We start from the raw sequence: 26999 nt of genomic DNA on the forward strand, positions 1-26999 counted from the left end.
TTCGCCGTCTAGCAGGAGTCGGCGGATCACGCAGCGTTTGCCGAACTTCTGGCATCTTCTGTGAAACGGACCACCAGCCGGAGGCGAGAATGCCTGGGCGCAGCGCACGGCGTAGCCTTGGCATCGGTTTACCCAGCGTCGGCAACCGGGGGTCACCGGGGGCCACCGTGACATTCACAACCGCGTGAAAGAGGCGATTAGCGGCCGTGTCGACCCAGCAGACTTCGCAGGAGAACCCACTGGCGGGTTTCGGCCCGAACGAGTGGATCGTCGAGGAGATGTACCAGCGTTACCTCGCCGACCCCTCGAGCGTCGATTCGGCCTGGCACGACTTCTTCGCCGACTACCGGCCGGCCCCGGGCGCCGCCACGCCGCGCCCGGACGGGCAGGCCAAGCCGGCCGCGAAGCCGGAGCCGGCCGAGCAGCAGGAAGCAGTGGCCACGGTCAAGGAGCAGCCCGCCAAGGCGGAGCCGAAGGCCGCCCCCAAGGCCGCGGCCGCCCCGGCCAAGCCCGCCGCCAAGCCGGCGGCGAAGGCGCCTGAGCCGGCCAAGAAGTCCGCCCCGGCCAAGCCGGCCGCCAAGGCGCCGACCGCGAGCGCCGCGGGCACCACGCCGCTGCGCGGCGTCGCCGCCAAGATCGTGCAGAACATGGACGCGTCGCTGTCGGTCCCGACCGCCACGAGCGTGCGCGCCGTCCCGGCCAAGCTGCTCGTCGACAACCGCATCGTGATCAACAACCACCTGACCCGCGGTCGCGGTGGCAAGGTCAGCTTCACCCACCTGATCGGTTACGCGCTGGTCCGCGCGGTCGTCGAGCACCCGGAGATGAACAACTCCTTCGCCGAGGTCGACGGCAAGCCGGCGATGGTCCGCCCGGAGCACGTCAACCTGGGCATCGCGATCGACCTGGTCAAGCCGGACGGCTCGCGGAACCTGGTGGTGCCGTCCATCAAGGGCTGCGAGCAGATGGACTTCCGGCAGTTCTGGCAGGCGTACGAGGACGTGGTCCGGCGCGCCCGCCGCAACGAGCTGACCATGGAGGACTACTCCGGCACCACGATCTCGCTCACCAACCCGGGCGGCATCGGCACTGTGCACTCGATCCCGCGCCTGATGCAGGGGCAGAGCGCCATCATCGGCGTCGGCGCGATGGAATACCCGGCCCCCTACCAGGGCATGAGCGAGGCCACCCTGGCCGAGAACGCGGTCAGCAAGGTCATCACGCTGACCAGCACGTACGACCACCGGATCATCCAGGGCGCGCAGTCCGGCGAGTTCCTGAAGGTCATGCACGAGCTACTGCTCGGCGAGCGCGGCTTCTACGACGACATCTTCACCTCGCTGCGGATCCCGTACGAGCCGGTGCGCTGGATGCGCGACGTGGCAGTCGACAGCGAAGGTCAGATCAACAAGACCGCGCGGGTGCACGAGCTGATCCACGCGTACCGGGTCCGCGGCCACCTGATGGCCGACACCGACCCGCTGGAGTTCAAGATCCGCAAGCACCCGGACCTGGACGTCCTCCAGCACGGGCTCACGCTGTGGGACCTCGACCGCGTCTTCCCGGTCAACGGCTTCGCCGGCCAGCAGCGGATGAAGCTGCGCTCGATCCTCGGCGTGCTGCGCGACTCGTACTGCCGCCGCGTCGGCATCGAGTACATGCACATCCAGGACCCGGAGGAGCGCCGCTGGATCCAGGAGCGGGTCGAGCGCAAGTACGAGAAGCCCAGCTCCGACGAGCAGAAGCACGTGCTGAACCGGCTCAACGCCGCCGAGGCGTTCGAGACGTTCCTGCAGACCAAGTACGTCGGCCAGAAGCGCTTCTCGCTGGAGGGTGGCGAGTCGCTGATCCCGCTGCTCGGTGAGGTGCTGGAGTGCTCCGCCGAGGCCGGGCTGGACGAGGTCGTCATCGGCATGGCCCACCGCGGCCGGCTCAACGTGCTGGCGAACATCGTCGGCAAGCCGTACGAGAAGATCTTCTCCGAGTTCGAGGGGCACCTCGACCCGCGGTCCACGCAGGGCTCGGGCGACGTGAAGTACCACCTCGGCCAGAACGGCAAGTTCACCACCCCGGACGGCGAGCACGCGGTCAAGGTGTCGGTGGTGGCGAACCCGTCGCACCTGGAGGCCGTGGACCCGGTGCTGGAGGGCATCGTCCGGGCCAAGCAGGACCGGATCGACCTCAAGCTGGAGGGCTACACGGTGCTGCCGCTGGCGGTGCACGGTGACGCCGCCTTCGCCGGCCAGGGCGTGGTCGCCGAGACGCTCAACCTCTCCCAGCTGCGCGGCTACCGCACCGGCGGCACCGTGCACGTGGTCGTCAACAACCAGGTCGGCTTCACCACCGCACCGGAGTACAGCCGGTCCAGCCTCTACAGCACCGACGTGGCCCGGATGATCCAGGCGCCGATCTTCCACGTGAACGGCGACGACCCGGAGGCAGTGGTCCGGGTGGCCCGGCTCGCGTTCGAGTACCGGCAGGCGTTCAACAAGGACGTCGTGATCGACATGGTCTGCTACCGCCGGCGCGGGCACAACGAGGGTGACGACCCGTCGATGTCCAACCCGGAGATGTACAAGATCATCGACTCGAAGCGGTCCGTCCGGAAGCTCTACACCGAGGAGCTGATCGGGCGCGGCGACATCACCGTGGAGGACGCGGAGGAGCTTCTGCGTGACTACCAGGGGCAGCTGGAGCGGGTCTTCAAGGCCACCCGGGACGCCGCGACCACGCCGCGTCAGCTCAGCCGCCCGGCGCGGGAGGAGGAGCCGGAGCCGCAGGTCGACACCGCCACCGACGCCTCGGTGGTCAAGGCGATCGGCGAGGCGCACGTCAACCTGCCGGAGGGCTTCACCCCGCACAAGCGGATCCAGCAGCTGCTGGAGCGGCGCCGCAAGATGTCCGTCGAGGGCGGCATCGACTGGGGCTTCGCCGAGATCATCGCGTTCGGCACGCTGCTGCACGACGGCGTCACCGTCCGGCTCGCCGGGCAGGACTCGCGCCGCGGCACGTTCGTCCAGCGGCACGCCTCGGTGGTCGACGCCAAGACCGGCGAGGACTACCTGCCGCTGATGTCGCTCACCGCCGACGGCGAGCGGTCGCGCTTCTTCGTCCACGACTCGCTGCTCTCCGAGTACGCGGCCATGGGCTTCGAGTACGGCTACTCGGTGGAGAACATCAACGCGCTGGTGGCCTGGGAGGCCCAGTTCGGTGACTTCGTCAACGGCGCCCAGTCGGTGATCGACGAGTTCATCTCGTCCGGCGAGGTGAAGTGGGGCCAGCGCTCGGCGGTGACGCTGCTGCTGCCGCACGGCCACGAGGGCCAGGGCCCGGACCACACGTCCGGCCGCCCGGAGCGGTTCCTGCAGCTCTGCGCCGAGGACAACATGCGGGTGGCCATCCCGACCACCCCGGCGAACTACTTCCACCTGCTGCGCCGCCAGGCCCTGTCGCCCAAGCGCAAGCCGCTGGTGGTGTTCACGCCGAAGTCGCTGCTGCGGCACAAGCTGTGCGTGTCGCGGGTGGAGGACTTCACCACCGGGACGTTCCAGCCGGTGCTGGCCGACACCGCGGCTCCGGCGCCGGAGCAGGTGAAGCGGGTGCTGCTCTGCTCGGGCAAGGTCTACTACGACCTGTTCCAGGCCCGGCAGGAGCGGGGCGTGACCGACACCGCGATCATCCGGATGGAGCAGCTCTACCCGCTGCCCGTCGAGGAGGTCCGGGCCGCGCTCGCGCAGTACCCGAACGCCGAGGACTTCGCCTGGGTCCAGGAGGAGCCGGCCAACCAGGGCGCCTGGTCGTTCGTCGCGCTCAACCTGCTGGAGCACCTGCCCGAGGTCCGGCTGCGCCGCATCTCCCGGCCGGCCGCCGCCGCGCCGGCGGTGGGCTCGGCGAAGATGCACGAGGTCGAGCAGAACGCGCTGATCGAGGCGGCTCTCCCCCGCCCGTGACACCACCGGCAGCGGCCCGTCCCGACCCGGGGCGGGCCGCTGCCGTACGACGACGAGAGGAAAACCGTGTACTTCACCGACCGTGGCATCGAGGAACTGGTCGAGCGCCGGGGTGACGAGCAGGTCAGCCTGGAGTGGCTGGGCGAGCGGCTGCGCGACTTCGTCGACCTGAACCCGGAGTTCGAGACCCCGATCGAGCGGTTCGCCACCTGGCTGGCCCGTCTCGACGACCCGGACGAGGACTGACGGGCGTCAGCCGGTCGCGCCCCGCCCGGCGACCCGGAGGTCTCCGGTGCGCCGCAGCTTCTGCCAGCCCAGCCGGCCGCCGGTCAGCGCGGTGCCGACCGCCTGGAGCAGCACCAGGTACATCACCTGCCGGTAGACGAACTGCTGCAACGGCAGCACCCAGAGCACGCCGAGCTTCTCCCGGTCCAGCCGGAAGGCCAGTACCGCGGTGAGGAACTGGAGCGCGAGCATCGCCAGCCAGGCCACCACCGTGTCGCTGCGGTCCAGGAAGATCAGCCCGTAGATCGCGAGCAGGTCGATCACCGGGGCGGCCAGCGGCAGCAGCACGCCGAACAGCGTCAGGAACGACAGGGACCGGCGGCCGAACCGGCCCGACGGGCCGCTCTCGATCACCGAGCGCCGGTGCTTCCACATCGCCTGCATGGTGCCGTAGCTCCACCGGTACCGCTGCTTCCACAACTGGCCGATGGTGGCCGGCGCCTCGGTCCAGGCGCGGGCGCTCTCCTCGTACACGATGTGCCAGCCGGCGCGGCCGATGGCGATGGTGACGTCGGTGTCCTCGGCCAGCGTGTCGTCGGTCAGGCCGCCCACCTGCTCCAGCGCCTGGCGCCGGAACGCGCCGATCGCGCCGGGGACGGTGGGCATGCAGCGCAGCGTCTCGTAGAGGCGGCGGTCGAGGTTGAAGCCGATGACGTACTCGACGTGCTGCCACTTGGCGATCAGGCCGCGCCGGTTGCCGACCTTGACGTTGCCGGCGACCACGCCGACGCGGGGGTCGGCGAACGGCTGGACCAGCCGGCGGACCGAGTCCGGCTCGAAGATCGTGTCGCCGTCGACCATGACGATCAGGTCGTGCCGGGCCAGCGCGACGCCGGTGTTGAGCGCGCTCGGCTTGCCGCCGTTGGGCTTGCGGACGACCCGGACGTTCGGCAGGCGCAGCGCCGCGACGATGTCGGCGGTGCCGTCGGTCGAGCCGTCGTCGACCACCACCACCTCGATGCCGCCGGGGTGGTCACCCAGGGCGAGCGAGCGGACCGCCGCGGCGATGCCCTCCCGCTCGTTGTAAGCGGGCACGATCACCGAGACCGGTCCGGTGACCGGCGGACCCCACGACCAGTCGCGGCGACGGCGGCGGCGGGCGTGCCGTGGGGCCAGGACGAACAGCAGCAGGGTCCGGCCGATCGTGAGCACCCCGACGAGCACGAAGAAGGCGCCGAGCACCCCGAACATGCCGTCGGCGACGCGGACCGCGCCGACCAGGACGTGGCCCCGCAACCGCTCGTCGAGCGTGGCCTGCGTGTGCCCGCCCACCGGGCCCGAGACGCCCGCAGCCGCGAACGTCTGGTTGAGTCCCTCGCTCACAGTGGTGAAGCGGTATCCGCGCTCGAGCAACGCCGGGATGTAGCGGTCCAGCGCGGCCACGGTGCCGGACCGGTCGCCGCCCGCGTCGTGCCAGAGCGCGATCGTGCCGGCCGTCCCGTCCGGCGTGGCGCTGGCGACCATCTCGTCGACCGGGGGCAGCTCCCAGTCCCGGCTGTCGACGTCGTTGACGACGGTGAGGTAGCCCAGCTCGCCGGCCTGCCGCAGCATCGGCCAGTCCCGGTCCGTGTAGGCGTCGGCGCGGGACGAGTACGGGAAGCGCAGCAGCGACGTCCGGACACCTGTGGTGCTGGCGATGGCGAGCTGCGTCTGTGCGTACTCCAGTTCGCGCCGCCACTCCGGCAGCGCGGCGAGGTCGGGATGGGTGAACGTGTGCACGCCCAGCTCGTGCCCCTCGGCCACCAGCCGGCGGGTCACCTCCGGGTTTCTGACGACCTGCGAGCCGATCACGAAGAAGGTGCCCTTCACCTGGTACTTGTCCAGGACGCGCAGCACCTCCGGCGTCCACCGCGGGTCGGGCCCGTCGTCGAAGGTGAGCGCGACGGTGCGCGGCGGCAGGTGGTGCGACTGGGTGCGGCCCTCCGCGCCGACGTTGACGATCGGGCCACCCCCGATCACCGAGCTGGGCACCTCCCGCTGGCTGCCGGGCGTCACCCGGTTGTCGGGTACGAACGCGGCGTTCGTGTACGCCTCGACGACCAGCAGGCCGCCCAGGACGACCACGACCATGATGACCAGGGCCCAGCTCGGCCGGGGCAGGAGACGCCGGCCCCGGAACCGGCGCCGGCCGGCGATGCGGCGGGCGTCCAGGACGACGGTGGGCTGATCACCTGTCGAGGGGCGGCCGGGCCCCTCGTCACTCATCGGTGGGCGCGGCGGGCGCGACAGGCTCGGCGGGCGGGTCGACGACGGACGGCGGGTCGACAGCGGGCGGCGGTGGCACCTCGGCGGTGGGAGCGGTGGGCGGCGCGGTGAGGGTCGGCGCCTGGGTGGCCGGCGGCGCGGTGGGGGCGGGCCGGGTCGGCCGTTGGTACCGAGGGCTCGGCGGGACCGTGGCGTCAGGGGTGACGGAGGTGGCCGGCACCCGCACCGGAGCGGTTCGGACGTCGGTGGGCGCGTCCGGCGTGGGCCCGGTCACCGCGGGCGCGGGCGACGCCGGCGCGTCCGGCGACGGCAGCCGCTGCTCGCTGGTCGGCTCGACGAACGGGATGACGCTGTCCGGGGTGATCGGCCCACCGGCGAAGCTGGCTCCGACCATGACCGTGTAGATCACGCCGGCCGCGCCGGCGCAGTAGGCGAGACGGCGAAGCCGCCGACGTCGCCGCCCGCTCGGATCGACGAAGACGGGGGGCGATTCCGGTACGACGGGAATCAGTGCGGTCGGGCCATCCACGCGGCCAAGTGTAGATGCGAAAAATCCCCACCTTCTCCACCGGGCAGCCGGTGTGACCAGGCAGAACAGGTAACACTGACCTCGATCTTGTAGGTTGGTGCCGTGGCGCGCAGCGTATACCTGACCGGCGTTGGTTCGGGCGGGGGAAAATCAACTGTGGCACTCGGGCTGGCCGAGCTGTTGTCCCGGCAGGTGGAACGGATAGGCGCGTTCCGGCCGCTCGTCGCCGGTGACGGCACCGACCCGATCCTCGCCCTGCTCACCGAGCGGTACCGGATGGATCTGCCGGTCGACGAGCTGTACGGCGCGACGTACGCCGAGGCGAGCGCGCTCGTCGCGGACGGCCGCCGGGAGGAGCTGATCTCCCGGATCGTCACCCGCTACCGGGAGGTCGAGCGCCGCTGCCCGGCGATAGTGGTGGTCGGCAGCGACTTCGCCTACGGCGACGGCACCGGCCCCCGTGAGCTGGCCTTCAACGCCCGGCTGGCGACCGAGTTCGGCAGCGTCGTGGTACCCGTGGTGGACGGGTTCGGGCAGGAGCCCGACGCGATCGCGGCGGCGCTGCGCGGCGCGTACCACGATCTGGTCGACCTCGGCGCGACGGTGATCGCGGCGCTGGCCAACCGCGTGCCGGAGCCGATGACGCTGCCCGAGCTGCCGGTGCCCGCGTACGCGATCCCAGAGGTGCCGACCGTGTCGGCGCCGACGGTGGCCGAGGTGGCGGCGGCGCTGCGCGGCACGGTGCTCACCGGCGACGAGACCGCGCTCGACCGCGACGTGCTCGACTACGTGGTGGGCGCGGCGCACGTGCCGACGCTGCTGGACCACCTCACCGACGGGGCGCTGGTGATCACCCCGGGCGACCGCGCGGACCTGCTGGTGGCGGCCGGCGCCGCGCACGTCGCCGGGCAGGTGTCGCTGGCCGGGCTGGTGCTCACCCTCGGCGAACAGCCCGACCCGCGCGCCATGCGCCTGGTCGAGCGGATGAACACCGGGCTGCCCGTGCTGTCGGTGCCCAGCGACAGCTACGACACGGTCTCCGCGTCCAGCCGCATCGAGGGCCGCCCCAGCACCGCCAACCCGCGCAAGGTCGAGGCCGCGCTCGGCGCGTTCGAACGCTGCGTGGACACCGACGACCTGGCCCGTCGGCTGCGGGTCAGCCGGTCCGCACGGGTCACCCCGCTGATGTTCGAGAACGACCTGATCGACAGGGCCCGCGCCCGGCGCCGCCGGCTGGTGCTGCCCGAGGGCGCGGACGAGCGGATCCTGCGCGCGACCGAGGTGCTGCTGCGCCGGGGCGTCGCGGAAATCACCCTGCTCGGCCGCCCGGACGAGATCGCCCGGCGGACCCGGGAACTGGGCGTCGACCTCGGGGACGCCCAGGTCGTCGACCCGGTGACCAGCCCGTGGCGGGACGAGTTCGCCGATGCGTACGCGCAGTTGCGCGCCCACCGCGGCGTCACCGTGGAGCTGGCGCACGACATCGTGGCGCAGCCCAACTACTTCGGCACGATGATGGTGCAGACCGGTCACGCCGACGGCATGGTCTCCGGCGCCACCCACACCACAGCCGCCACCATCCGCCCGGCCTTCGAGATCATCCGGACCGTGCCGGGCGTCTCCGTCGCGTCCAGCGTCTTCTTCATGCTGCTCGCCGACCGGGTGCTGGTGTACGGGGACTGCGCCGTCAACCCCGACCCGGACGCCGACCAGCTCGCCGACATCGCCATCTCGTCGGCCGACACCGCGGCCCGGTTCGGCATCGAGCCGCGGGTGGCGATGCTGTCGTACTCCACCGGCAGCTCCGGCGCCGGCGCCGACGTGGAGAAGGTCGCGGCGGCCACCAAGCTGGTCCGGGAACGCCGGCCCGACCTGCTGGTCGAGGGCCCGATCCAGTACGACGCGGCGATCGACCCGCAGGTGGCGGCCACCAAGCTGCCGGACAGCCCGGTCGCCGGGCGGGCCACGGTGTTCATCTTCCCGGACCTGAACACCGGCAACAACACGTACAAGGCGGTGCAGCGGTCCGCCGGGGCGGTGGCGGTCGGGCCGGTCATGCAGGGCCTGCGGCGGCCGGTAAACGACCTGTCCCGCGGCGCCACCGTGCCCGACATCGTCAACACGGTGGCGATCACCGCCATCCAGGCCGCCGCGGAGGCGTCGGAATGAGCCGCATCCTGGTCCTCAACAGCGGATCCTCGTCGGTCAAGTACCGGCTGTACGACGGCGACGACGTCCTGGACAAGGGCACCGTCGAGCGGATCGGCGAACCCGGCGGCGGGCCGGCCGACCACGAGAGCGCGGTCCGGGAGATCATCGGCCGGCTCGACCTGACCGGGCTGTCCGGCGTCGGCCACCGGGTGGTGCACGGCGGGCGGAAGTTCAGCGCGCCGGTACGCATCGACGACGCGGTCGTCACCGCGATCGAGGACCTGGTGCCGCTGGCGCCGCTGCACAACCCGGCCAACCTGGCCGGCATCCGGGTCGCGCTGGAGGCGCTGCCGGACACCCCACAGGTGGCGGTCTTCGACACCGCGTTCCACCACACGCTGCCCGAGGCCGCCGCCACGTACGCGATCGACAAGGCCACCGCCGAGCGGTACGGCGTCCGCCGGTACGGCTTCCACGGCACCTCGCACGCGTACGTCTCGCGTCGTGTCGCCGACCTGCTCGACCGCCCGTACGACGAGCTGAACACGATCACCCTGCACCTGGGCAACGGGGCGAGCGCGTGCGCCGTCCAGGGTGGGCGCAGCGTGGCCACCTCAATGGGCATGTCCCCGCTGGAAGGCCTGGTGATGGGCACCCGCAGCGGCGACCTCGACCCGACAGTCATCTTCCACCTGCGCCGCGAGGGCGGCATGGTGGTGGACGACATCGACGACCTGCTCAACCACCGCAGCGGCCTGCTCGGGCTGACCGGCGCCAACGACATGCGGGAGGTGCTGGCCCGCCGCGACGCCGGTGACCCGGACGCGACGCTGGCGTTCGACGTCTACTGCCGCCGGATCACCGGTTACGTGGGGGCGTACTACGCGCTGCTCGGCCGGGTCGACGCGATCGCGTTCACCGCCGGGGTCGGCGAGCACGCCGCTCCGGTGCGGGCGGCGTCGCTGGCCGGGTTGGAGCGGCTGGGCGTCACGGTCGACCCGGCGCGCAACGACGGCCACGGCGACCGGGTCGTCTCCCCGGACGGCGCGGAGGTCGCGGTGCTCGTGGTCGGCACCGACGAGGAGCGGGAGATCGCCCGCGAGACCCGTGAGGTGCTGGGCGTCTGACCGCGTGCGTCCCGGCCTCTTCGCGCGGACCGGGCCGGCCGGGAGCAACCCCGGTCAGCCCAGGGCGATCCAGGCGATCAGGGCGACCACCACGACGGCGGCGACTGCCGCACCGGCGATCAGCGGCAGGCGCGACGGCGCCGACGCCGACGCGGCCGGCTCGGGAGAATCGACGAATGCGCGGAACTGCGCGGTGTTGCCACTCGGGTCGGTGTAGTTCTCAGCCATGCGGCTGACCCTAGCGAAGCCCACCGGACCGGTCCGCCCCGCCGGGCCGCCACCTGCGGATCCGGTCGGCGGGATCGGGCAAACCCGGCCACCCGGTGGAGGCGGTAGCCGCCCGGGTGGCGGCGCCGACCGGCCCGGACGGCGGGCGCGGACCGACCGCTCGGCTGCCTACCGTGCAGGTGTGAGGGGGCAGCGGCTGGTCGCCGCGCTGATGACGGCGCTGCTGGCCGGTTGCGGCCCGGCCGTGGCCACGTCCGACCCGGTCCCGGCAGGCGTCGGGCCTGCGCCGGAACGCTCGTACGCGGTGGGGATGCGGCAGTTCACGCTCGACCCGGACGGCAGGCGCCAACTGCCGGTCACCGTCTGGTACCCGGCCACCCCGTCTTCGCCCGGGCCGCCCACGTCTGCTTCCGCCACTGCCTCCGGCTCCCCCCGGGCCGTACCGGCGAGTCCCGGTCCGGCGCGCGGACCGCGCGTCCGGCCGGGAGCGCCGTTCGCCGCCGGACGGTTCCCGGTGGTCCTCTACAGCCACGGGCTGCGCAGCCTGCCCGCGTTGCACGCGGCGCTGACCAGCCGCTGGGCCGCCGCCGGGTTCGTGGTGGTCGCGCCCACCTACCCGCGGACGAACCAGCGCGCCCGCGCGTTCACCCGGGAGGACGTCCGCAACCAGCCCGCCGACGCCTGGCGGCTGATCCGTCACCTGGTCCGGCTGGGCGCCCGCCCCGGCGATCCGCTCGGGGCGCACCTGGCGGTGGACCGGTTCGCCGCCGCCGGGCACTCGGCAGGCGGGCACACCACGCTCGGCATGTTCGCCTCCGGGCAGTCGTCCCCGCTGCGGGCCGGAATCGTGATCGCCGGTGGCCGCATGGTCGCCGGCCCCTCCCGGCCGCTCGCACCGATGCTGTTCGTGCACGGGAGCGCCGACCGGATCGTGCCGGAGTCGATCGGCCGGGCCGCGTACGCCCGCTGTCTCGGGCCGGCCGCCTTCCTGAGCCTCACCGGTCAGGGCCACGGCGAGTACCTGACACCGGGGCGGCCCGGCTTCCCCCAGGTGCTCGACACCACCACCGACTTCCTGCGCTGGACGCTCTACGCCGACCGCGCCGCCCTGCACCGCCTCCCCACCGACGCCACAGCGCCGGCCACCACCACCTTCACCACCCGAGCCCTCCCCACCTGACGCCCCGCACTCCCGCCTCCCGCCCTGTCGTCCCGTCGATCATGAAGTTGACGGCGTTCGCTGTCCGGTTTGTCGCCGCCAACTTCATGATCGACGCTTCCCCCCGGGGCGGAGTGGGGTGGGTAGGGTGCCGGGGTGGACAGGCTGGAGGGGCGGCAGCTGGGGGCGATCCGGGAAGTGATCGACGTCGCCGGCGGGTGCGGGGTGAACGTGTGGCTGCGCGGGGGGTGGGCGATGGACTTCCACCTCGGCGAGGTGACCCGGCCGCACGTCGACGTCGACTGGTACTGCCGGCGGCGCGACGCCGACACGCTGGCCGACCGGCTCGGCGCGCTCGGCTGGCGCCCCGATCCCCGGATGCCCGCCGCGACGCAGCTCGACCTGCTGCGCGACGACGTCGAGCTGAGCTTCGCGTACCTCGACCTGGACGCGGACGGCCGGGTGGTCGTCGGCGCCGGACCGTGGGCGGGCACGCGCCTGCCGGACGGCATGCTGGCCGGGCCGCCCGGCCGAATCGGCACGCTCACGGCGCCGATCATCAGCGTCGCGGCGCAGATCGAGTTCAAGGAGATGTTCCCGGTCTGGATGCCGGAGCGCCCCCGCCGGGCCAAGGACGCCGCCGACCTGGCCCGACTCCGGGCGTCAGCGGGTGGTCACCCGGCGCGCTGACCGGGCCTGGCCGCCTCGATCGCGAGGCACAATCGAGTTCATGCGCCGTCGTCCCGTCGCCCTGCTCACCGCCGCCGTCCTCGGCGCCGCCCTCGCCGGCTGCTCGCAGCAGCCCACCGCCCCGGCCGGGCGGCCCGCCCCCGACATCCCACCGACCAGTGCCACACCGGCGCCGCGCGTACCCGCCGGCAAGGCTCCCACGGAGAGCTTCGCTGTCGGCGTACGCCAGGTGAAGCTGAACCGCGACGGCGACCGGCCGTTGCCGGTGACGCTTTGGTACCCGGCGGCCGGCGCGGCCGGTGGCGCGGTCGAGCGGTCCGCCCCGGCGGCGGACGGGCGGTTCCCGGTGGTGCTGTTCAGCCACGGGCTCACTGCCCGGCCGGAGGACTACCAGGCGCTGCTGACCCGCTGGGCGGCGGCCGGTTTCGTGGTCGCCGCGCCGCGTTTCCCGCACACCTCCCGGGGCACCGACGGCAACCCGCTGGACGTGCTCAACCAGCCGGCCGACGTGTCGTACGTGCTGACCCGGGTGCTCGCGCTGGGCGAGAAGGCCGGCGATCCGCTGCGCGGCCGGCTGGACCCGGAGCGGGTGGCCGCGACCGGGCACAGCGCCGGTGGCGTGACCACGATCGGGCTGTTCACCGCGGGCCGGGACGAGCGGCTGGACGCGGGCATCGTCTTCGCCGGCACCGCGCTCGGTGTGGGCACCGCGTTCGCCGGCGCCGCCGCGCCGCAGCTGTTCGTGCACGGCGAGGCCGACGAGGTGGTGTCGTACGCCGCGGGCAAGGCCGTCTTCGACGCGGTGCCGTGGCCGAAGGCGATGCTCAGCCTGCCCAAGGGCGACCACGGCCGGGCGCTGCTCGGCGACGGCAAGGCGCTGGGCGTGGTCGCCGACACCACAGTCGAGTTCCTCCGCTGGACGCTCTACGGCGACCCGGCGGCGAAGAAGCGCCTCCCGGCCGACGCCGCCCGGGGCGGCCTGGCCACCCTGGACGACCGGCTCTGAGACGTCAGGCGGTGTGGTCGACGACCACCTTGCCGAAGACGTCACCGGAGTGCAGCCGGGCGAACGCCTCGGAGATCTCGCTGAACGGCACCACCCGGTCGACCACCGGGCGCACCTCGTGCTCGGCGCAGAACGCGAGCAGCTCGGTCAGCTCGTCCGGGGTGCCCATCGAGGTGCCGAGGATCTCCAGCTGCATGGCGAAGACCCGCCGCAGGTTGACCTTGGGCTCGTGCCCGGCGGTGGCGCCGGAGACCACGATCCGGGCCAGCGGGGCGGCCGACTTCAGCGAGTGGTCGAAGGTGGCCGCGCCGACCGTCTCGATCACCACGTCGACCCGTTCCGGCAGCCGCGCGCCGGGTTCCAGCGCGGTCGCGCCCAGCTCGGCGATCCGCTCCCGCTTGCCGGCGTCGCGGCTGGTCGCGTACACCCGCTTGCCGAGCGCGACGCCGAGCGCGACGGCCGCGGTGGCCACGCCACCGCCGGCGCCCTGGACCAGCACCGACTCGCCGTCGGCGACCCGGCCCTTGGTGGTCAGCATCCGCCACGCGGTGAGCCAGGCCGTGGGCAGGCACGCCGCGTCGGTCGCCGACAGGCCGTCGGGCAGCGGCAGCAGGTTCATCCGGGGTACGGCGACACGCTCGGCGAACGTGCCCTGGTAGTGCTCGGAGAGGATGGAGACCCCGCGCGGGTCCCCGGGGGTGGGCACGACCGGGTAGATGACCACCTCGTTGCCGTCCGGGTCGGTGCCGACCGCGTCGCAGCCGAGGATCATCGGGAGCCGGCCGGCGGTCAGCCCCACGCCGCGCAGCGACCACAGGTCGTGGTGGTTGAGCGAGCTGGCCCGGACCTGCACGGTGACCCAGTCGTCCTGCGGGTGGGTCGGCTCGGGACGGTCGCCGACGGCGAGCGCGGCGAGCGGGTTGTCGGCGTCGAAGGCCGAGGCATAGGCAGCACGCATGATCGGCACGGTAACAAGCTGAGCAGCAGTTAAGAAGGGGCCCTTCCTCTACCGGAGGCGTCAGGAAGGGCCCCTTCCCTACATCTCAGCGGCGGGCGACGCCGTCGCGGCGGGCGGCCTCGGCGACCGCCTCGGCCACGGCCGGTGCGACGCGCGGGTCCAGCGGCGAGGGCACGATCGCGTCGGCGGTCAGCGACTCGGCCACCACCCCGGCGATGGCGTCGGCGGCGGCCACCTTCATCGAGTCGGTGATCCGGGTGGCCCCGGCGTCCAGCGCGCCCCGGAACACACCCGGGAACGCGAGCACGTTGTTGATCTGGTTCGGGTAGTCGCTGCGCCCGGTGGCGACCACCGCGACGTGCCGGGCGGCCACCTCGGGGTGCACCTCCGGGGTGGGGTTGGCGAGCGCGAACACGATGCCGCCGGGGGCCATGCCGGCCACCGCCGCCTCCGGGATCTGGCCGCCCGAGACGCCCACGAGCACGTCCGCGTCGCGCAGCGCCTCGGTGATGTCGCCCTGCCGGCCCTCGGCGTTGGTGATCTCGGCCAGCTCGGCCTTGGTGCCCGTCAGCTCGCGGTGCCGGCCGATGATGCCGCGCGAGTCGCACACCACCACCCGGTCCGGGTCGACGCCGCCGGCGATCAGCATCTTGGTGACCGCCACCCCGGCCGCGCCCGCGCCGCTGACCGCCACCCGCAGGTCGCCGAGCTTGCGGTTGAGCAGCGTCGCGGCGTTGCGCAGCGCGGCGAGCACCACGATCGCGGTGCCGTGCTGGTCGTCGTGGAAGACCGGGATGTCCAGCGCCTCGTCGAGCCGGCGCTCCACCTCGAAGCAGCGCGGGGCGCTGATGTCCTCCAGGTTGATCCCGCCGAACGAGGGCGCGAGCGCCTTGACCGTCGCGACGATCTCGTCCACGTCCTGGGTGTCCAGGCAGACCGGCACCGCGTCCACGCCGGCGAACTGCTTGAACAGCACCGCCTTGCCCTCCATCACGGGCAGCGCGGCGCGCGGGCCGATGTTGCCCAGACCGAGTACGGCGGAACCGTCGGTGACCACGGCGACGGTGTGCGACACCCAGGTGTAGGTGTCGGCGAGCGCGGGGTCGGCGGCGATCGCCTCACACACCCGGGCGACACCCGGGGTGTACGCGAGGGAGAGGTCCTCGCGGCTGGTCAGCGGCACGGTGGAGGCGACTGCCATCTTGCCGCCGACGTGCAGGCGGAAGACGGGATCGGCGGGGTCCGGGGTGGACGAAGACATGGTGACTCCAGGATCTGTCGAGCAGACGGACCGGCCGGCGTGGTCAGCGGTGGTCAGCGACCGGCGGCGCGGCGGTGCGGGGGTCACCCGGGCACTTTTCGAGCATAGTCACGCTTCGGCACCCAGTATGTGAGCGGGGTCATATCCGCTCCGGTCGTTACCTGCTCCTGACCCGTCCCGGACGCGGCCACCAGCGGGCCACCACCCGGCCCCGGACGTCGGCCACCCCGTACGCGCGGGAGTCGTCGGTGACGAACTCGTTGTCGCCGCGCAACCACCATCCGCCGTCGCGCGGTTCCACCGCCCGCTTGACGACGAGCAGATCGGGACGGCTGCGGAACACCGCGACGACCACGTCGCCGGGGCGTACCGGCCGGCCTTTCGTGCGGACCAGCACCGCGTCGCCGTGACGCAGCGTCGGGGCCATGGACGGGCCGGTCACCAGCACCGGCACCAGCGGGCCGCGCAGGGCCGGAGGTTCACCGGTGGGCGCCATGTCACCTCCCAGCCCCCGAGGGCGTCTCCAGGAGTAATGTCGTCTTGGATCATCGCAAACAACCCATGGAGGACCCTGATGCGCCTTCCCCGCATCCTCACGCCCCGGGTGACGGCCAGCGCTCACTGCGACCTGCCCTGCGGCGTATACGACCCGGCCCAGGCCCGGATCGAGGCCGAGTCGGTCAAAATGATCTGCGAGAAGTACCAGGCCAACACCGACCCGGAGTTCCGCACCCGCGCCATCCTGATCAAGGAGCAGCGGGCCGAGCTGGTCAAGCACCACCTGTGGGTGCTCTGGACCGACTACTTCAAGGCGCCGCACTTCGAGAAGTACCCGCACCTGCACCAGCTGTTCAACGAGGCCACCAAGCTGGCCGGCGCGGCCGGCGCCAAGGGCGGCACCGACCCGGCCAAGGCCGACGAGCTGCTGGCGAAGATCGACGAGATCTCGAAGATCTTCTGGGAGACCAAGCAGGCGTGACGTCGCCCGACGGCACTCCGACGATCCGGCCGGTACGTCCCGAGGACGTACCGGCCGTCGTCGCCATGGTGCACGAACTCGCCGAGTACGAGCGCGCGCCCGAGCAGTGCCACCTCACCACGGCACAGCTCGACGCGGCCCTGTTCGGCCCGTCCCCGGCGCTGTACGGCCACGTCGCCGTCGACGCGTCGGACCAGCCGGTCGGCTTCGCGCTCTGGTTCCTCAACTTCTCCACCTGGGCCGGCGTGCACGGCATCTACCTGGAGGACCTCTACGTCCGCCCGGCCGCCCGGGGCACCGGCGCGGGCCGGATGCTGCTCGCCACGCTCGCCGCGATCTGCGTCGAGCGCGGATACCAGCGCCTGGAGTGGTGGATGATCCACTGGAACCCGGCGGCCCGCTTCTACGCCGCGATCGGCGCCACGCCGATGGACGAGTGGACGCCGTACCGCCTGGCCGGGCCGGCGTTGCACGAGCTCGCCACGCACGCGAAGGCCGCGCCCACGCGCCCCGCCCGCTGACCGGGTAGAGTCCCGCACCGGGGGGAGGAGCCGTGACTCAACTGACCGGGCACCCGACGACCGATGACGACGTCGTCCACCTCACCGTGCCCGCCGACGGTGGTTACCTCGGCGTGCTCCGCACCGCCACGGCCGGCCTCGCGGCCCGGCTCCAGTTCGCCCTCGACGAGATCGAGGATCTGCGCATCGCCGTCGACGAGGCGTGCGCCATGCTGCTCGCCATCGCCACCCGCGACGCCGAGCTGGAGTGCCGGTTCGCGGTCACCGACGACGCCCTCACCGTCGAGGTGACGGTGCCCACGGTCCGGGGCGCCACGCTGCCGTCCGAGTCGTCGTTCGCCTGGAAGGTGCTGACCGCGCTGACCACCGGGGCGAACGCCCACGCGTCCGGCGGCCGGGCCACCATCTCGCTGCTGACCCGCCGCGCCGGCGGCTTCTGACCAACCAGCGGCCGGCGACGCTCAGGCCGGGCGGCGCCCAGGCCCGGCGGGCTCTCAGCCGGCCGGCTCGCCGAAACCCAGCGCGCGGTTGGTCGGCCCGCTCACCAGCAGCCCGACCATGCCGATCCCGAGCGCGATCAGCGGCACTCCGAGCCAGCCCATGCCGCCCTCGACCATGAACCAGCCGACCGGCAGCAGCATGAGCTGAAGCACGATGGCCGGCGCGCGGGCACCGGCCCGGCGGCGGGACAGCGCGCCGCCGAGCGCCCAGAGCGCCACCGCGCCGCCGACGGCGAAGACGGTCACCAGCAGTGCCGAGGTCAGATCCGTCGTGTCGGCGGTGAGGTCGGACCAGATGAGCCACACCGCGATCAGCCCCAGCGCCACCGCCTGGGCACGTAGCAGGAGCACCGCGGCGCGCAGCGTGCCGGGGAGCGGGTCGGAGTCGATCGTCACGGGCGCCACGATACCGGTGGGTAGTCGCGGTACAGTGCCGCCCATGCGGGCCGTCCTGGTGGTCAATCCGAAGGCCACCACCACCAGCGAGCGCAGCCGGGACGTGCTGGTCCGGGCGTTGCGCAGTGAAGTCGACCTGTCGGTGCGCTACACCCGCCGACGGGGCCACGCCACGGACCTGGCCCGGGAGGCCGCCCAGGAGGGCGTGGACCTGGTCGTCACGCTCGGCGGTGACGGCACCGTCAACGAGGTGGTGAACGGCCTGATGGCGGCGGAGCCGCCGACGTTCCGTACCGGACAGACCTCGGCCGAGCGGCTGCCCGCGCTGGCCACCGTGCCGGGCGGTTCGACGAACGTGTTCGCCCGCGCGCTCGGGTTGCCCCGGGAGTGGCCGGACGGCACCAGCATGATCCTGGAGGGGCTGCGACTGGGCCGGTCCCGCACGATCGGGCTGGGCCGTGCGGACGACCGCTACTTCACGTTCTGCGCCGGCTTCGGGCTGGACGCGGCGGTGATCCGCCGGGTCGAGCAGGCCCGCAAGAAGGGGCGCGTCTCCACCCCGGCGCTCTACTTCCGTTCCACAGCGAGTCAGTACTTCGTCGGCTCGGACCGCCGCCACCCGTCGATCACGCTGGAGCGCCCGGGTGAGGCGCCCGAGGCGGAGCTGGCGACCGCGATCATCCAGAACACCGCGCCGTGGACGTACCTGGGCGATCGCGAGATCAACCCCAACCCGGAGGCGTCGTTCGATCTCGGGCTCGACGTGCTCGCGTTGCGGCGGCTGCGGGTCGCCAGCACCGCCCGTACGGCGGCGCAGTTCTTCTCGAAGCGACCGGATCCGCACGGCAAGCAGGTGCTGCGGCTGCACGACGTGGCCGAGTTCACGCTGGTCTCGGAGCGCCCGTTGCCGTTCCAGCTGGACGGGGACTACCTCGGCGAGCGGGAGAAAGTCCGATTCACATCCGTACCGGCCGCACTGAGAGTAATCTGCTAGGTCTCGGGTATCCCAGTCGGTTGACGCGGACCCCCCGCCGCGCGGGCGCGGTGGCCGCCACGCCGAGGAAGGGTGCCGGAAATGTCAGCAACGTCACGCAGACCGTACTACATTGATTATCGACTGTGGCACGCCGGGTAACCAGGGCTCTGGCAAACCCGGACAAATGGGTGGTGAGCCCGCTCACTGTTCGGAGTTTTTCCGAGCGTCACCCTTGACATCGCTGTAGTTCGTGAAAGTATTCACAAGCGAACTCGTGTTGCCGGGACATTGCCTGGATATGCTCGTTCGGTTGAGCTGTTCCAGCAGGTCCGGGCACCCCACAGCCTGCTCACGCTGCGCCGAATTGATGGATGCTGACCGTCACCATTCGGCAATGCGGACGCAAATAGAAATAGCAACGAAGCGTTATCTGGCCACCCACTAAGAATGAGGAGTGTTGCCGCCATGGACTGGCGCCACGATTCGGTCTGCCGCGACGAGGACCCGGAGCTGTTCTTCCCGATCGGGACGTCCGGCCCGGCCCTCCTTCAGGTGGAGCAGGCGAAGGCCGTCTGCCGGCGCTGCCCCGTGACCGACCAGTGCCTGCAGTGGGCGCTGGAGTCCGGTCAGGACGCCGGCGTCTGGGGTGGGATGAGCGAAGAGGAGCGTCGCGCGGTGAAGCGCCGCGGCGGCCTCCGGGTGCTGCGCGCTCACTCCGCCTGACCCGTACACGCTGATCGCCCCGGCCGGGATTCCGGCCGGGGCGTTCTGCTGTCCCGGACCGGGTCAGCCCGCCACCGCCGCCACCCGCCGCCGGACCAGGTCGGCCAACTCCGGCAGGTCGGTCAGGGGATCCGCCACGGCGACCGCGCCCGCCGACCGGGCCGACGCGCGTACCCCGTCGTGGAACCGGCCCGGGGCCAGGAAGTAGGCGGCCACCGCGACCCGGCGGGCACCCGCCGCGCGCAGTCGCGTCACCGCGCCGCCGACCTCCGGGGGCGCCGCCGAGGCGTACGAGACGCGGCAGGGCACTCCGAGGCCGGCGCCGAACGCCGCGGCGACCCGGCCCACCGAGGCCCGCGCCGCCGGATCCCGGGTACCGGCCGCCGCCAGCACCACCGCGTCCAGCCCGTCCGGCCCGTCACCGGTCGCCTCCGCCAGACGGCGGCGCAGCCCGTCCAGCAGCCCGCCGTCCACCCCGCCGCCGGTCGGCCCCAGCACGTCGGTCACCCGTACCTCGATGTCCGCGCCCGCCGCCGCGACCGCCGCCGGGATGTCCACCTTCCGGTGGTACGCGGCGGTCAGCAGTAGCGGAACCAGGACCGCCCGGGAATGACCGGCGTCGGCCAGCCCGCGCAGTACCTCGGCCGGCCCGGGATCGGTGTGGTCGAGCCAGCTCGGCAGCACCGGACGCCCGGGGCAGGTGTCCGCCACGGCCCGGGCCAGCGCCCGGGTCGCCTCCGCCGCACGCGGGTCACGGCTGCCGTGGGCCACCAGCACCACCGGTGGCCCGGCGCTCAGGTGTGCAGGCCGCACTCGGTCTTCTCGAACATCGCCCAGCGGCCGGACCGGGGGTCCTCCCCCGCCTTCGTCCGCCGGGTGCACGGCCAGCAGCCGATCGAGCCGTAGCCGCGGGCGAACAACTCGTTGACCGGGATGTCGTACCGGGCCACATAGGCGTCCACCTCCCGCTGCGTCCACGCCGCGATCGGGTTCACCTTGACCTTGCCGCGCCGCGCGTCGAAGCCCACCACCGGCGTGTTCGCCCGGGTCGGCGACTCGTCCCGGCGCAGCCCGGCGGCCCAGGCGTCGTACCCGGACAGCGCCCGCTCCAGCGGCTCCACCTTGCGCAGCTGGCAGCAGTCGTCCGGGGACCTGTTGAACAGGCGCGGACCGTACTGGCCGTCCTGCTGCCCCACGGTCATCCGTGGCCGGATCGACCGCACCCGCACCGGCATCCGCCGGGCCACCTCGTCGCGGACCCTCAGCGTCTCCGGGAAGTGCAGCCCGGTGTCCAGGAACACCACGTCGACGCCGGGCGCGACCCGGGAGACCAGGTGCGCCAGCACGCCGTCGGCCATCGAGCTGGTCACGCAGAACCGCTCGCCGAACGTCTCCACCGCCCACCGGGCGATCTCGATCGCCGGCGCGTCGGCCAGCTCCCGGCCGGCCTCCTCGGCCAGCGCCCGTAGCTCCTCCGGGTCGCGGCGGGCCGGCTCGGCCGCGCCGATCAGCCCGAGGCCGGCGGCGGAGACCAGGCCGCTCACCGGGTCACCGCCCGGCCCAGCAGGCCGGTGAACTTCACCGCGAAGACCCGCGCGCAGGCGTGGCACTCCCAGGCGCCGTGCCCGGCCTCGTGCGGCCGCAGGTCCTCCTCCCCGCAGTACGGGCAGTAGAGAGGCGCAGATCTGGCGTCGCTCATCGGAGCTCCTCCTCGTCGGCTCTGATCACCCAGTTGGCGAACGTCTCACCCTCGGTCCGGCCGGCCAGGTAGCGGCGGGCGAGCCGTTCCACGTACTCCGGAAGTTCCTCGGCGGTGGTCTTCAGACCGCGCAGCTTGCGGCCGAAGCCGGCGGTCTGCCCCTGCGCCATGCCCAGGCCGCCGCCGAGGTGCACCTGGAAGCCCTCGACCTGCCGGCCGTCCGGACCCACCACGAGCTGGCCCTTGAGCCCGATGTCGGCGACCTGGGTGCGGGCGCAGGCGTTCGGGCACCCGTTGAGGTGGATGGAGATGTCCGCGTCGAAGTCGCGCAGCCGCTCCTCCAGACGCGCGACCAGCTCCTCGCCGCGCCGCTTGGTCTCGACGATCGCGAGCTTGCAGAACTCGATGCCGGTGCAGGCCATCGTGCCGCGCCGCCAGGCCGACGGCCGGGCCTCCAGCCCGATCCCGCGCAGCGCCGTGACCAGCTCCTCGGTTCGCTCCGGCGCCACGTCCAGCACGAGCAGCTTCTGGTACGGGGTGAGCCGCACCCGGTCGCTGCCGTGCGCCTCGACCACGTCGGCGAGCTGCGCCAACTGGGTGCCGGAGACCCGGCCCACCACCGGGGCCGCACCCACGTAGTTCGCGCCGTCACTCTGCCGGTGCACACCGATGTGGTCGACCGGCTTCGCCGGCAGGTCCGCGGCCGGACCGTCGAGCAGCGTGCGGCCCAGGTACTCCTTCTCCAGCACCTCCCGGAAGCGCTCCACGCCCCAGTCGGCGACCAGGAACTTCAGCCTCGCCCGGTTGCGCAGCCGACGGTAGCCGTAGTCGCGGAAGATGCCGACCACACCGGCCCACACGTCCGGCACCTCGTTCAGTGGCACCCAGACGCCGAGCCGCTTGGCCAGCATCGGGTTGGTGGACAGCCCGCCACCCACCCAGACGTCGAAGCCGGGCCCGTGCTCCGGGTGCTCCACGCCGAGGAACGAGATGTCGTTCGCCTCGTACGGGGTGTCGACCAGCCAGGAGATCGATGTCTTGAACTTGCGGGGCAGGTTGGAGAACGCCTTGTCGCCGACGTACCGGCGGACGATCTCGTCGATCGCCGGGGTCGGGTCGAGCACCTCGTCGCGGGCCACTCCGGCGACCGGGCTGCCGAGCACGATCCGGGGGCAGTCGCCGCACGCCTCGGTGGTCTGCAGGCCGACCGCCTCCAGCCGGCGCCAGATCTCCGGCATGTCCTCCACCCGGATCCAGTGGTACTGGATGTTCTGCCGGTCGGTGATGTCGGCGGTGTCCCGGGCGAACTCCCGGGAGATGTCCGCGATCACGCGGAGCTGGGCCAGGTTGAGCTGGCCGCCGTCCACCCGGACCCGGAGCATGAAGAACTCGTCCTCCAGCTCGTGCGGCTCCAGCACTGCGGTACGCCCGCCGTCGATGCCGGCCTTGCGCTGGGTGTAGAGGCCCCACCAGCGGAACCGGCCACGCAGGTCCTGCGGGTCGATCGAGGCGAAACCGCGGTGGGCATAGATGTTCTCGATCCGGTCCCGCACGTTCAGCGGGTCGTCGTCCTTCTTGATCCGCTCGTTGGGGTTGAGCGGCTCACGGTGTCCGAGCGCCCACTGCCCCTCGCCGCGTGGCCGGCGGGGCGCACGGGCGGCAGGCGCCGGGGTGTCGGGACGGGTCGGGGTGCTGCTGACCGCCATCGCGGCGTCCTCCATGGTCTGCTGCGGTGCCTGGAGCGCGGACGCGGCGGCCGGCCCTGAAGAGGGCCGTGGACGGCGATGTCGATGACGGCCGGCGCGAGTACGCGCCCGAGACGGAAAGGTCGGGCGTCGTCAGTGGGCCGGACAGATCGCGCTGCGCACGCGGCCGTAATCGACGTGGCGACGAGCCACGAAGCGGCGGACGACAGCGGCGGTCATGTGCCTCATGCTGCCACACCACGCCCCGCACGACCACAGCTCCGCACTGTGATCCCACATCACGGGCCCACCACCCCCACATCGACCCCTGCCCCTGCCCCTGCCTCGCCCTCCCGCCCCGCCCACCACACTGTTGATCATGAAGTTGGCGGGGACAAAAGGGACGGTGAGTGCCGCCAACTTCATGATCGACGGGGCAGGGGTGCGCCCGGGGCGAGGGCGGGGTGGGCCGGGTGGGTGGGAATCGGTGGAGCGGGCGGGCGGGAAGGGCTGAGCGTGTGAGGCTGCGGGGGTGAGGAGGTTCGCGCCCGCGTCCGTCCACGGCCGGCCGGGTCCGGTGGTGTGGGTGGTGCCCGGACTGCTCACGCTCGTGGTGACGCTGGCGGGCATCGGGCACGCCCAGCCGTGGCGGGACGAGCTGGCCACCTGGAGCGCCGCCTCCCGCCCGCTCCCCGACCTGGCCCGGATGACCCGCACGATCGACGCCGCCACCGGCCCTTACTACCTCCTCATGCACGGCTGGACGGCGCTGGCCGGTACGTCGCCGACGGCGCTGCGACTGCCCTCCGCGCTCGCGATGGCAGTGGCTGCCGCGCTCACCGCCCGCCTCGGCGCGATACTCGTCGGCTGTCGCGCCGGGCTGCTGGCCGGACTGCTGTTCGCGGTCCTGCCGGTCACCTCGCGGTACGGCCAGGAGGCCCGCCCGTACGCCCTCGCGACGCTGCTCGCCGTGCTGGCCACGCTGCTGCTGGTCGAGGCGTTGCGCCGGCCGGGGCGGTGGCGCTGGGCGGGGTACGCCGCAGCGGTCGCCGCACTCGGCCTGCTTCACCTGATCGCGCTCACCCTGCTCGCGGCGCACGCCGTGGTGGTGCTGCTGACCGCCGCACATGGCCCCGCGGCGGTCGTCGATCCGCCCGGCCAGTCCCGAGCCGAGATGCCCGACGCGAGCCGGCCACGCGGCAGACACCCACGGCGTTCCACCCGGCCACGAGATCGAGCGCCGGTGGAACGCCACGGGTGTCACGATGCCCCGCAGACACCCACGGCGTTCCACCCAGCCACGAGATCGAATGCCGGTGGAACGCCACGGGTGTCACCGCATCCCGGGAGCAGGGAGCACGGCACGGACGCGCCGGAAGCGGAACCGCAAGACGTGACCGGCGAGGCTCGGGAGGCGTCGGCGCCCGGCCGACGGGTGCTGGTCGGGTGGCTGCTGGCGCTGGTGCCGGTCGTCGTGCTCGTCACCCCGCTGGCGCTGGTCGCCCGGGGGCAGCGCGGTCGACAGCTCGACTGGGTGGACCCGGCGCGGCTGCCCGACCTGGCGGCACTACCGGGCGCGCTGGCGCAGAGCGGCGTCGTCGGCGGGTTCGTGCTCGCGCTCGCGGCGCTCGGTGCGGCCCGGCTGGGTCGCCGGGCGCTGCTGCCGGTCGCCGCCGTAATGCTGCCGGTGCTGCTGGTCTTCGCCGCCGGAACGACGGTGCCGCTGTGGGTGACCCGCTACCTCGTCTTCACCGTGCCGTTCGCCTGCGTACTTGCCGGCGCCGCGCTGGCTGCCGCGCGGGTCACTCCCGCACCGGCCCGAGCGCCGGGAACAGCAACGTCCGCCGGACCAGAGCGCACGGCGACACCCGCCGCAGCAGGCCGCACTGCCGCGCCCGCGGAAGCAGAGCAAGAACCGACGTCGCCGCGCGGACGGGTCGCGGCGGGAATCGCGGTGGTGGTCCTGGCCGGGCTGCTCGGGCTGCCCGATCAGGCGGCCCTGCGCCGTACCCACGAGTGGCCGCGCAGCGCACCGGTCGACTATGCGGGCGCGGCCGGGATCATCGGCACCGAGCAGCAGCCCGGCGACGCGATCGTCTACTCGCCCCGGGACGGGTGGTTGTTCCCGGATCTCGGCATGGCGTACCACCTGGGGCCGAGGCTGCCGCGCGACTTGCTCGTGGTCCGCGACCAGCGTGAGGACGCGAGCCTCTGGGCCGTGGAGTGCGACGACCCGGCGCGGTGCCTGGCCGGGGTGGACCGGGTGTGGCTGGTGGTCACCGGCCGCCGCGCCGACCCACTGGCGGCGGTGCCGGGATCGAAGGGCGACGCGCTGCGCGCGGGCTACACGGTGCGGCGGGTGTGGCCGCGCCCGGGGATCACGGTGGCCCTGCTCGTCCGGTGAGGCGGTCGGTGGTGCCGCGGGCAAGCGGTACGACGATGGCCGCCTCGGTGCCACCGTCGGCGCCGTTGCGCAGCTCGATGGTGCCGCGCAGCTCGCCGGTGACCAACGCCCGGACGATCTGGAGGCCCAGGTTGCCACCGCGTTCGGCATCGAACTGCTCGGGCAGTCCCCGGCCGTTGTCGGTGACTGTGACGTGCAACTGCTTGCGGGCCCGGTGCGCGGTCACCACCACCTCGGGCCGGGACGCGGAAACCGCCCCCTCCACCGGAGAAGGGGCAGCGGTCTCCTCGTCGGCCGGCGGGAAGCCGTGTTCCACGGCGTTGAGCAGCAGTTCGTTGAGCACCATCACCAGCGAGGTGGCGATCTCGGCGGGCAGGATGCCGAACGTGCCGCGGCGGCGCATGCCCACGCTCACCTCGGTGGCGGCGACCTCGGTGGCGGCGCTGGCGACCCGGTCCACGATGCCGTCGAACTCGACCGCCTCGTCGCTGGACAGGGAGAGCGTCTCGTGGACGAGCGCGATCGAGGCGACCCGGCGTACCGATTCTTCGAGCGCCACCCGCGCCTCGGGCATGGCGACCCGCCGGGCCTGGAGGCGCAGCAGCGCGGCGACGGTCTGGAGGTTGTTCTTCACCCGGTGGTGGATCTCCCGGATGGTGGCGTCCTTGGTGATCAGGGCGCGGTCGCGGCGGCGTACCTCGGTGATGTCGCGGACCAGCACCAGCGCGCCGATCGGCACTCCGGCGGGCATCAGCGGCAGCGCCCGGGTGAGCATGGTGGCGCCGCGGGCGTCGATCTCCCGGCGTGGCGGCGCCTCGCCGCGCAGCGCGGCGAGCACGGCGTTGCCCGCGTCGGTGCCTTCGAGGGGGTCGCCGGCGAGCCGCCGGTGCAGCTTGGCCAGATCCTCGCCGACGAGGTGGGAGGCGTAGCCGAGGCGGCGGTACGCGGACTGCGCGTTCGGGCTGGCGTAGGTGACCTTGCCGTTGGCGTCGAGCCGCACCAGGCCGTCGCCGACCCGGGGCGCCGAGGTGGTCTCTCCGGGGTGCCGGGGCGGCGGGAACGTGCCGTCGGCGATCATCTGGGCGAGGTCGTCGGCGGTGGTCAGGTAGTTCAGTTCGAGCTGGCTGGGGGTGCGCGCGGTGGACAGGTTGGTGTCCCGGCCCACCACGGCGATCACCTCGCCGGCCTCACCGTCGCCGGTGCGCAGCCGGACCGGGATCGCCTCGTGGCGGGCCGGGACGTCGCCGTACCAGACCGGGTCGCCCTCGCGCCAGATCCGTCCCTGCCGGTGGGCCACCTCCAGGTGGGCCACCTCGGCCCCGCCGACGATGCGCCCGACCTGGTCGTCCAGGTAGGCGGTCGGTGCGGTGGTGGGACGGACCTGGGCCACGCAGAGGAACGTGCCGTCACCGTCCACCGGCACCCAGAGCAGCAGGTCGGCGAAGGACAGGTCGGACAGCAGCTGCCAGTCGCCGGCGATCCGGTGCAGGTGGTCGATGTCGGCCGGGCGGAGCGCGGTGTGCTCCTCGGCGAGGTCACGGAGGGTGGACACGCCACACAGCGTGCC

25 protein-coding genes are annotated in these 26999 nt (G+C 72.9%); 13 read left to right on the plus strand and 12 right to left on the minus strand.

From position 1 onward, the window contains the following. The first annotated feature begins 206 nt into the window (after positions 1-206). Together O7546_RS23815 and O7546_RS23820 are read left to right on the plus strand one after the other, a co-directional pair. The gene (locus O7546_RS23815) at positions 207-3950 is read left to right on the plus strand and encodes a multifunctional oxoglutarate decarboxylase/oxoglutarate dehydrogenase thiamine pyrophosphate-binding subunit/dihydrolipoyllysine-residue succinyltransferase subunit (protein ID WP_281600063.1); all 3744 of its coding nucleotides are present in this window, start codon (positions 207-209) and stop codon (positions 3948-3950) included. A 66-nt stretch (positions 3951-4016) separates the two neighbouring features. Then, on the plus strand, positions 4017-4196 hold the full coding sequence (locus O7546_RS23820; RefSeq protein WP_194800518.1) for a DUF6104 family protein: 180 nt from the start codon (positions 4017-4019) through the stop codon (positions 4194-4196). A 6-nt stretch (positions 4197-4202) separates the two neighbouring features. On the opposite strand, the gene O7546_RS23825 is transcribed toward O7546_RS23820, so the two are convergent. Both O7546_RS23825 and O7546_RS23830 read right to left on the minus strand, forming a co-directional pair. Continuing rightward, on the minus strand, positions 4203-6440 hold the full coding sequence (locus tag O7546_RS23825) for a bifunctional polysaccharide deacetylase/glycosyltransferase family 2 protein (RefSeq protein ID WP_281600064.1): 2238 nt from the start codon (positions 6438-6440) through the stop codon (positions 4203-4205). After that, the gene (locus O7546_RS23830) at positions 6433-6969 is read right to left on the minus strand and encodes a hypothetical protein (protein ID WP_194800516.1); all 537 of its coding nucleotides are present in this window, start codon (positions 6967-6969) and stop codon (positions 6433-6435) included. The genes O7546_RS23825 and O7546_RS23830 overlap by 8 nt, the downstream gene beginning before the upstream one ends. 102 nt (positions 6970-7071) lie before the next feature. Between O7546_RS23830 and pta the strand changes: the two genes are divergently transcribed. Then, positions 7072-9138: a phosphate acetyltransferase gene (pta, locus tag O7546_RS23835; RefSeq protein ID WP_194800515.1), complete on the plus strand. Its 2067-nt coding sequence runs from the start codon at positions 7072-7074 to the stop codon at positions 9136-9138. Beyond that, complete coding sequence (locus O7546_RS23840; protein WP_194800514.1) at positions 9135-10247, plus strand: acetate kinase; 1113 nt, start codon at positions 9135-9137, stop codon at positions 10245-10247. Before pta ends, O7546_RS23840 begins: the two co-directional genes overlap by 4 nt. Positions 10248-10301: 54 nt before the next feature. Here the strand turns inward: O7546_RS23840 and O7546_RS23845 are convergent, their stop codons facing one another. Next, positions 10302-10475, minus strand: coding sequence for a hypothetical protein (locus O7546_RS23845; RefSeq protein WP_269697605.1), 174 nt, complete (start codon positions 10473-10475; stop codon positions 10302-10304). Between the two features lie 181 nt (positions 10476-10656). On the opposite strand from O7546_RS23845, the gene O7546_RS23850 reads away from it, so the two are divergent. From O7546_RS23850 to O7546_RS23860, 3 genes are all read left to right on the plus strand, one after another. Next, positions 10657-11655 carry an alpha/beta hydrolase gene (locus O7546_RS23850; protein WP_281600065.1) on the plus strand — a complete coding sequence of 333 codons (999 nt, stop codon included), beginning with the start codon at positions 10657-10659 and terminating at the stop codon, positions 11653-11655. A 135-nt stretch (positions 11656-11790) separates the two neighbouring features. After that, a complete protein-coding gene (locus O7546_RS23855) occupies positions 11791-12324 on the plus strand; it encodes an aminoglycoside adenylyltransferase (RefSeq protein ID WP_194800511.1) in 534 nt (177 codons plus the stop codon). A gap of 40 nt (positions 12325-12364) precedes the next feature. Beyond that, a complete protein-coding gene (locus O7546_RS23860) occupies positions 12365-13330 on the plus strand; it encodes a chlorophyllase (RefSeq protein ID WP_194800510.1) in 966 nt (321 codons plus the stop codon). A gap of 4 nt (positions 13331-13334) precedes the next feature. Here the strand turns inward: O7546_RS23860 and O7546_RS23865 are convergent, their stop codons facing one another. From O7546_RS23865 to O7546_RS23875, 3 genes are all read right to left on the minus strand, one after another. Next, entirely contained in the window at positions 13335-14297 is a 963-nt protein-coding gene (locus tag O7546_RS23865) for a zinc-binding dehydrogenase (RefSeq protein WP_194800509.1), read from the minus strand. Positions 14298-14373: 76 nt separating this feature from the next. Further along, positions 14374-15549, minus strand: a complete 1176-nt coding sequence (locus O7546_RS23870) for an NADP-dependent malic enzyme (RefSeq protein WP_120573292.1) — start codon at positions 15547-15549, stop codon at positions 14374-14376. A 157-nt stretch (positions 15550-15706) separates the two neighbouring features. After that, positions 15707-16045, minus strand: coding sequence for a S24 family peptidase (locus O7546_RS23875; RefSeq protein WP_194800508.1), 339 nt, complete (start codon positions 16043-16045; stop codon positions 15707-15709). A gap of 78 nt (positions 16046-16123) precedes the next feature. Between O7546_RS23875 and sodN the strand changes: the two genes are divergently transcribed. The 3 genes from sodN to O7546_RS23890 are packed head-to-tail and all read left to right on the plus strand — an operon-like array spanning position 16124 to position 17489. Next, entirely contained in the window at positions 16124-16528 is a 405-nt protein-coding gene (sodN, locus tag O7546_RS23880; protein ID WP_013288353.1) for a superoxide dismutase, Ni, read from the plus strand. Continuing rightward, positions 16525-17049 carry a GNAT family N-acetyltransferase gene (locus O7546_RS23885; protein WP_194800507.1) on the plus strand — a complete coding sequence of 175 codons (525 nt, stop codon included), beginning with the start codon at positions 16525-16527 and terminating at the stop codon, positions 17047-17049. Before sodN ends, O7546_RS23885 begins: the two co-directional genes overlap by 4 nt. A 32-nt stretch (positions 17050-17081) precedes the next feature. Beyond that, entirely contained in the window at positions 17082-17489 is a 408-nt protein-coding gene (locus O7546_RS23890) for an ATP-binding protein (RefSeq protein WP_013288355.1), read from the plus strand. 54 nt (positions 17490-17543) lie between these two features. On the opposite strand, the gene O7546_RS23895 is transcribed toward O7546_RS23890, so the two are convergent. Continuing rightward, the gene (locus O7546_RS23895; protein WP_269697607.1) at positions 17544-17945 is read right to left on the minus strand and encodes a hypothetical protein; all 402 of its coding nucleotides are present in this window, start codon (positions 17943-17945) and stop codon (positions 17544-17546) included. Between the two features lie 43 nt (positions 17946-17988). On the opposite strand from O7546_RS23895, the gene O7546_RS23900 reads away from it, so the two are divergent. Both O7546_RS23900 and O7546_RS23905 read left to right on the plus strand, forming a co-directional pair. Next, positions 17989-18939 carry a diacylglycerol kinase family protein gene (locus O7546_RS23900; protein WP_194800505.1) on the plus strand — a complete coding sequence of 317 codons (951 nt, stop codon included), beginning with the start codon at positions 17989-17991 and terminating at the stop codon, positions 18937-18939. A 447-nt stretch (positions 18940-19386) separates the two neighbouring features. Then, positions 19387-19644: a WhiB family transcriptional regulator gene (locus O7546_RS23905; protein WP_013288358.1), complete on the plus strand. Its 258-nt coding sequence runs from the start codon at positions 19387-19389 to the stop codon at positions 19642-19644. Between the two features lie 63 nt (positions 19645-19707). On the opposite strand, the gene O7546_RS23910 is transcribed toward O7546_RS23905, so the two are convergent. The 4 genes from O7546_RS23910 to O7546_RS23925 are packed head-to-tail and all read right to left on the minus strand — an operon-like array spanning position 19708 to position 23049. Beyond that, a complete protein-coding gene (locus tag O7546_RS23910) occupies positions 19708-20457 on the minus strand; it encodes a CbiX/SirB N-terminal domain-containing protein (RefSeq protein ID WP_194800504.1) in 750 nt (249 codons plus the stop codon). After that, positions 20439-21188 carry a phosphoadenylyl-sulfate reductase gene (locus O7546_RS23915; protein WP_194800503.1) on the minus strand — a complete coding sequence of 250 codons (750 nt, stop codon included), beginning with the start codon at positions 21186-21188 and terminating at the stop codon, positions 20439-20441. The genes O7546_RS23910 and O7546_RS23915 overlap by 19 nt, the downstream gene beginning before the upstream one ends. Further along, positions 21185-21343, minus strand: coding sequence for a hypothetical protein (locus tag O7546_RS23920; RefSeq protein ID WP_194800502.1), 159 nt, complete (start codon positions 21341-21343; stop codon positions 21185-21187). The genes O7546_RS23915 and O7546_RS23920 overlap by 4 nt, the downstream gene beginning before the upstream one ends. Beyond that, positions 21340-23049: a nitrite/sulfite reductase gene (locus O7546_RS23925; RefSeq protein ID WP_269697608.1), complete on the minus strand. Its 1710-nt coding sequence runs from the start codon at positions 23047-23049 to the stop codon at positions 21340-21342. The genes O7546_RS23920 and O7546_RS23925 overlap by 4 nt, the downstream gene beginning before the upstream one ends. 511 nt (positions 23050-23560) lie before the next feature. Here O7546_RS23925 and O7546_RS23930 point away from each other — a divergent pair. Next, positions 23561-25432 (plus strand): glycosyltransferase family 39 protein, encoded by a 1872-nt coding sequence (locus O7546_RS23930; RefSeq protein ID WP_281600066.1) that lies wholly within the window; start codon positions 23561-23563, stop codon positions 25430-25432. Here the strand turns inward: O7546_RS23930 and O7546_RS23935 are convergent. Continuing rightward, the gene (locus tag O7546_RS23935) at positions 25407-26984 is read right to left on the minus strand and encodes a PAS domain-containing sensor histidine kinase (protein ID WP_194800500.1); all 1578 of its coding nucleotides are present in this window, start codon (positions 26982-26984) and stop codon (positions 25407-25409) included. The genes O7546_RS23930 and O7546_RS23935 overlap by 26 nt on opposite strands. Positions 26985-26999 lie beyond the last annotated feature (15 nt).

It is taken from the genome of Micromonospora sp. WMMA1976, assembly GCF_027497335.1.
GTDB classification, from domain to species: Bacteria; Actinomycetota; Actinomycetes; order Mycobacteriales; family Micromonosporaceae; genus Micromonospora; species Micromonospora aurantiaca.

Excerpts from the sequence above, each read along its gene's own strand:
- O7546_RS23825 (WP_281600064.1), bottom strand. The coding sequence starts at position 6,440 with ATGAGTGACGAGGGGCCCGGCCGCCCCTCGACAGGTGATCAGCCCACC.
- O7546_RS23840 (WP_194800514.1), top strand. The coding sequence starts at position 9,135 with ATGAGCCGCATCCTGGTCCTCAACAGCGGATCCTCGTCGGTCAAGTAC.
- O7546_RS23845 (WP_269697605.1), bottom strand. The coding sequence starts at position 10,475 with ATGGCTGAGAACTACACCGACCCGAGTGGCAACACCGCGCAGTTCCGC.
- O7546_RS23860 (WP_194800510.1), top strand. The coding sequence starts at position 12,365 with ATGCGCCGTCGTCCCGTCGCCCTGCTCACCGCCGCCGTCCTCGGCGCC.
- O7546_RS23870 (WP_120573292.1), bottom strand. The coding sequence starts at position 15,549 with ATGTCTTCGTCCACCCCGGACCCCGCCGATCCCGTCTTCCGCCTGCAC.
- O7546_RS23875 (WP_194800508.1), bottom strand. The coding sequence starts at position 16,045 with ATGGCGCCCACCGGTGAACCTCCGGCCCTGCGCGGCCCGCTGGTGCCG.
- sodN (WP_013288353.1), top strand. The coding sequence starts at position 16,124 with ATGCGCCTTCCCCGCATCCTCACGCCCCGGGTGACGGCCAGCGCTCAC.
- O7546_RS23900 (WP_194800505.1), top strand. The coding sequence starts at position 17,989 with ATGCGGGCCGTCCTGGTGGTCAATCCGAAGGCCACCACCACCAGCGAG.
- O7546_RS23905 (WP_013288358.1), top strand. The coding sequence starts at position 19,387 with ATGGACTGGCGCCACGATTCGGTCTGCCGCGACGAGGACCCGGAGCTG.
- O7546_RS23920 (WP_194800502.1), bottom strand. The coding sequence starts at position 21,343 with ATGAGCGACGCCAGATCTGCGCCTCTCTACTGCCCGTACTGCGGGGAG.
- O7546_RS23925 (WP_269697608.1), bottom strand. The coding sequence starts at position 23,049 with ATGGCGGTCAGCAGCACCCCGACCCGTCCCGACACCCCGGCGCCTGCC.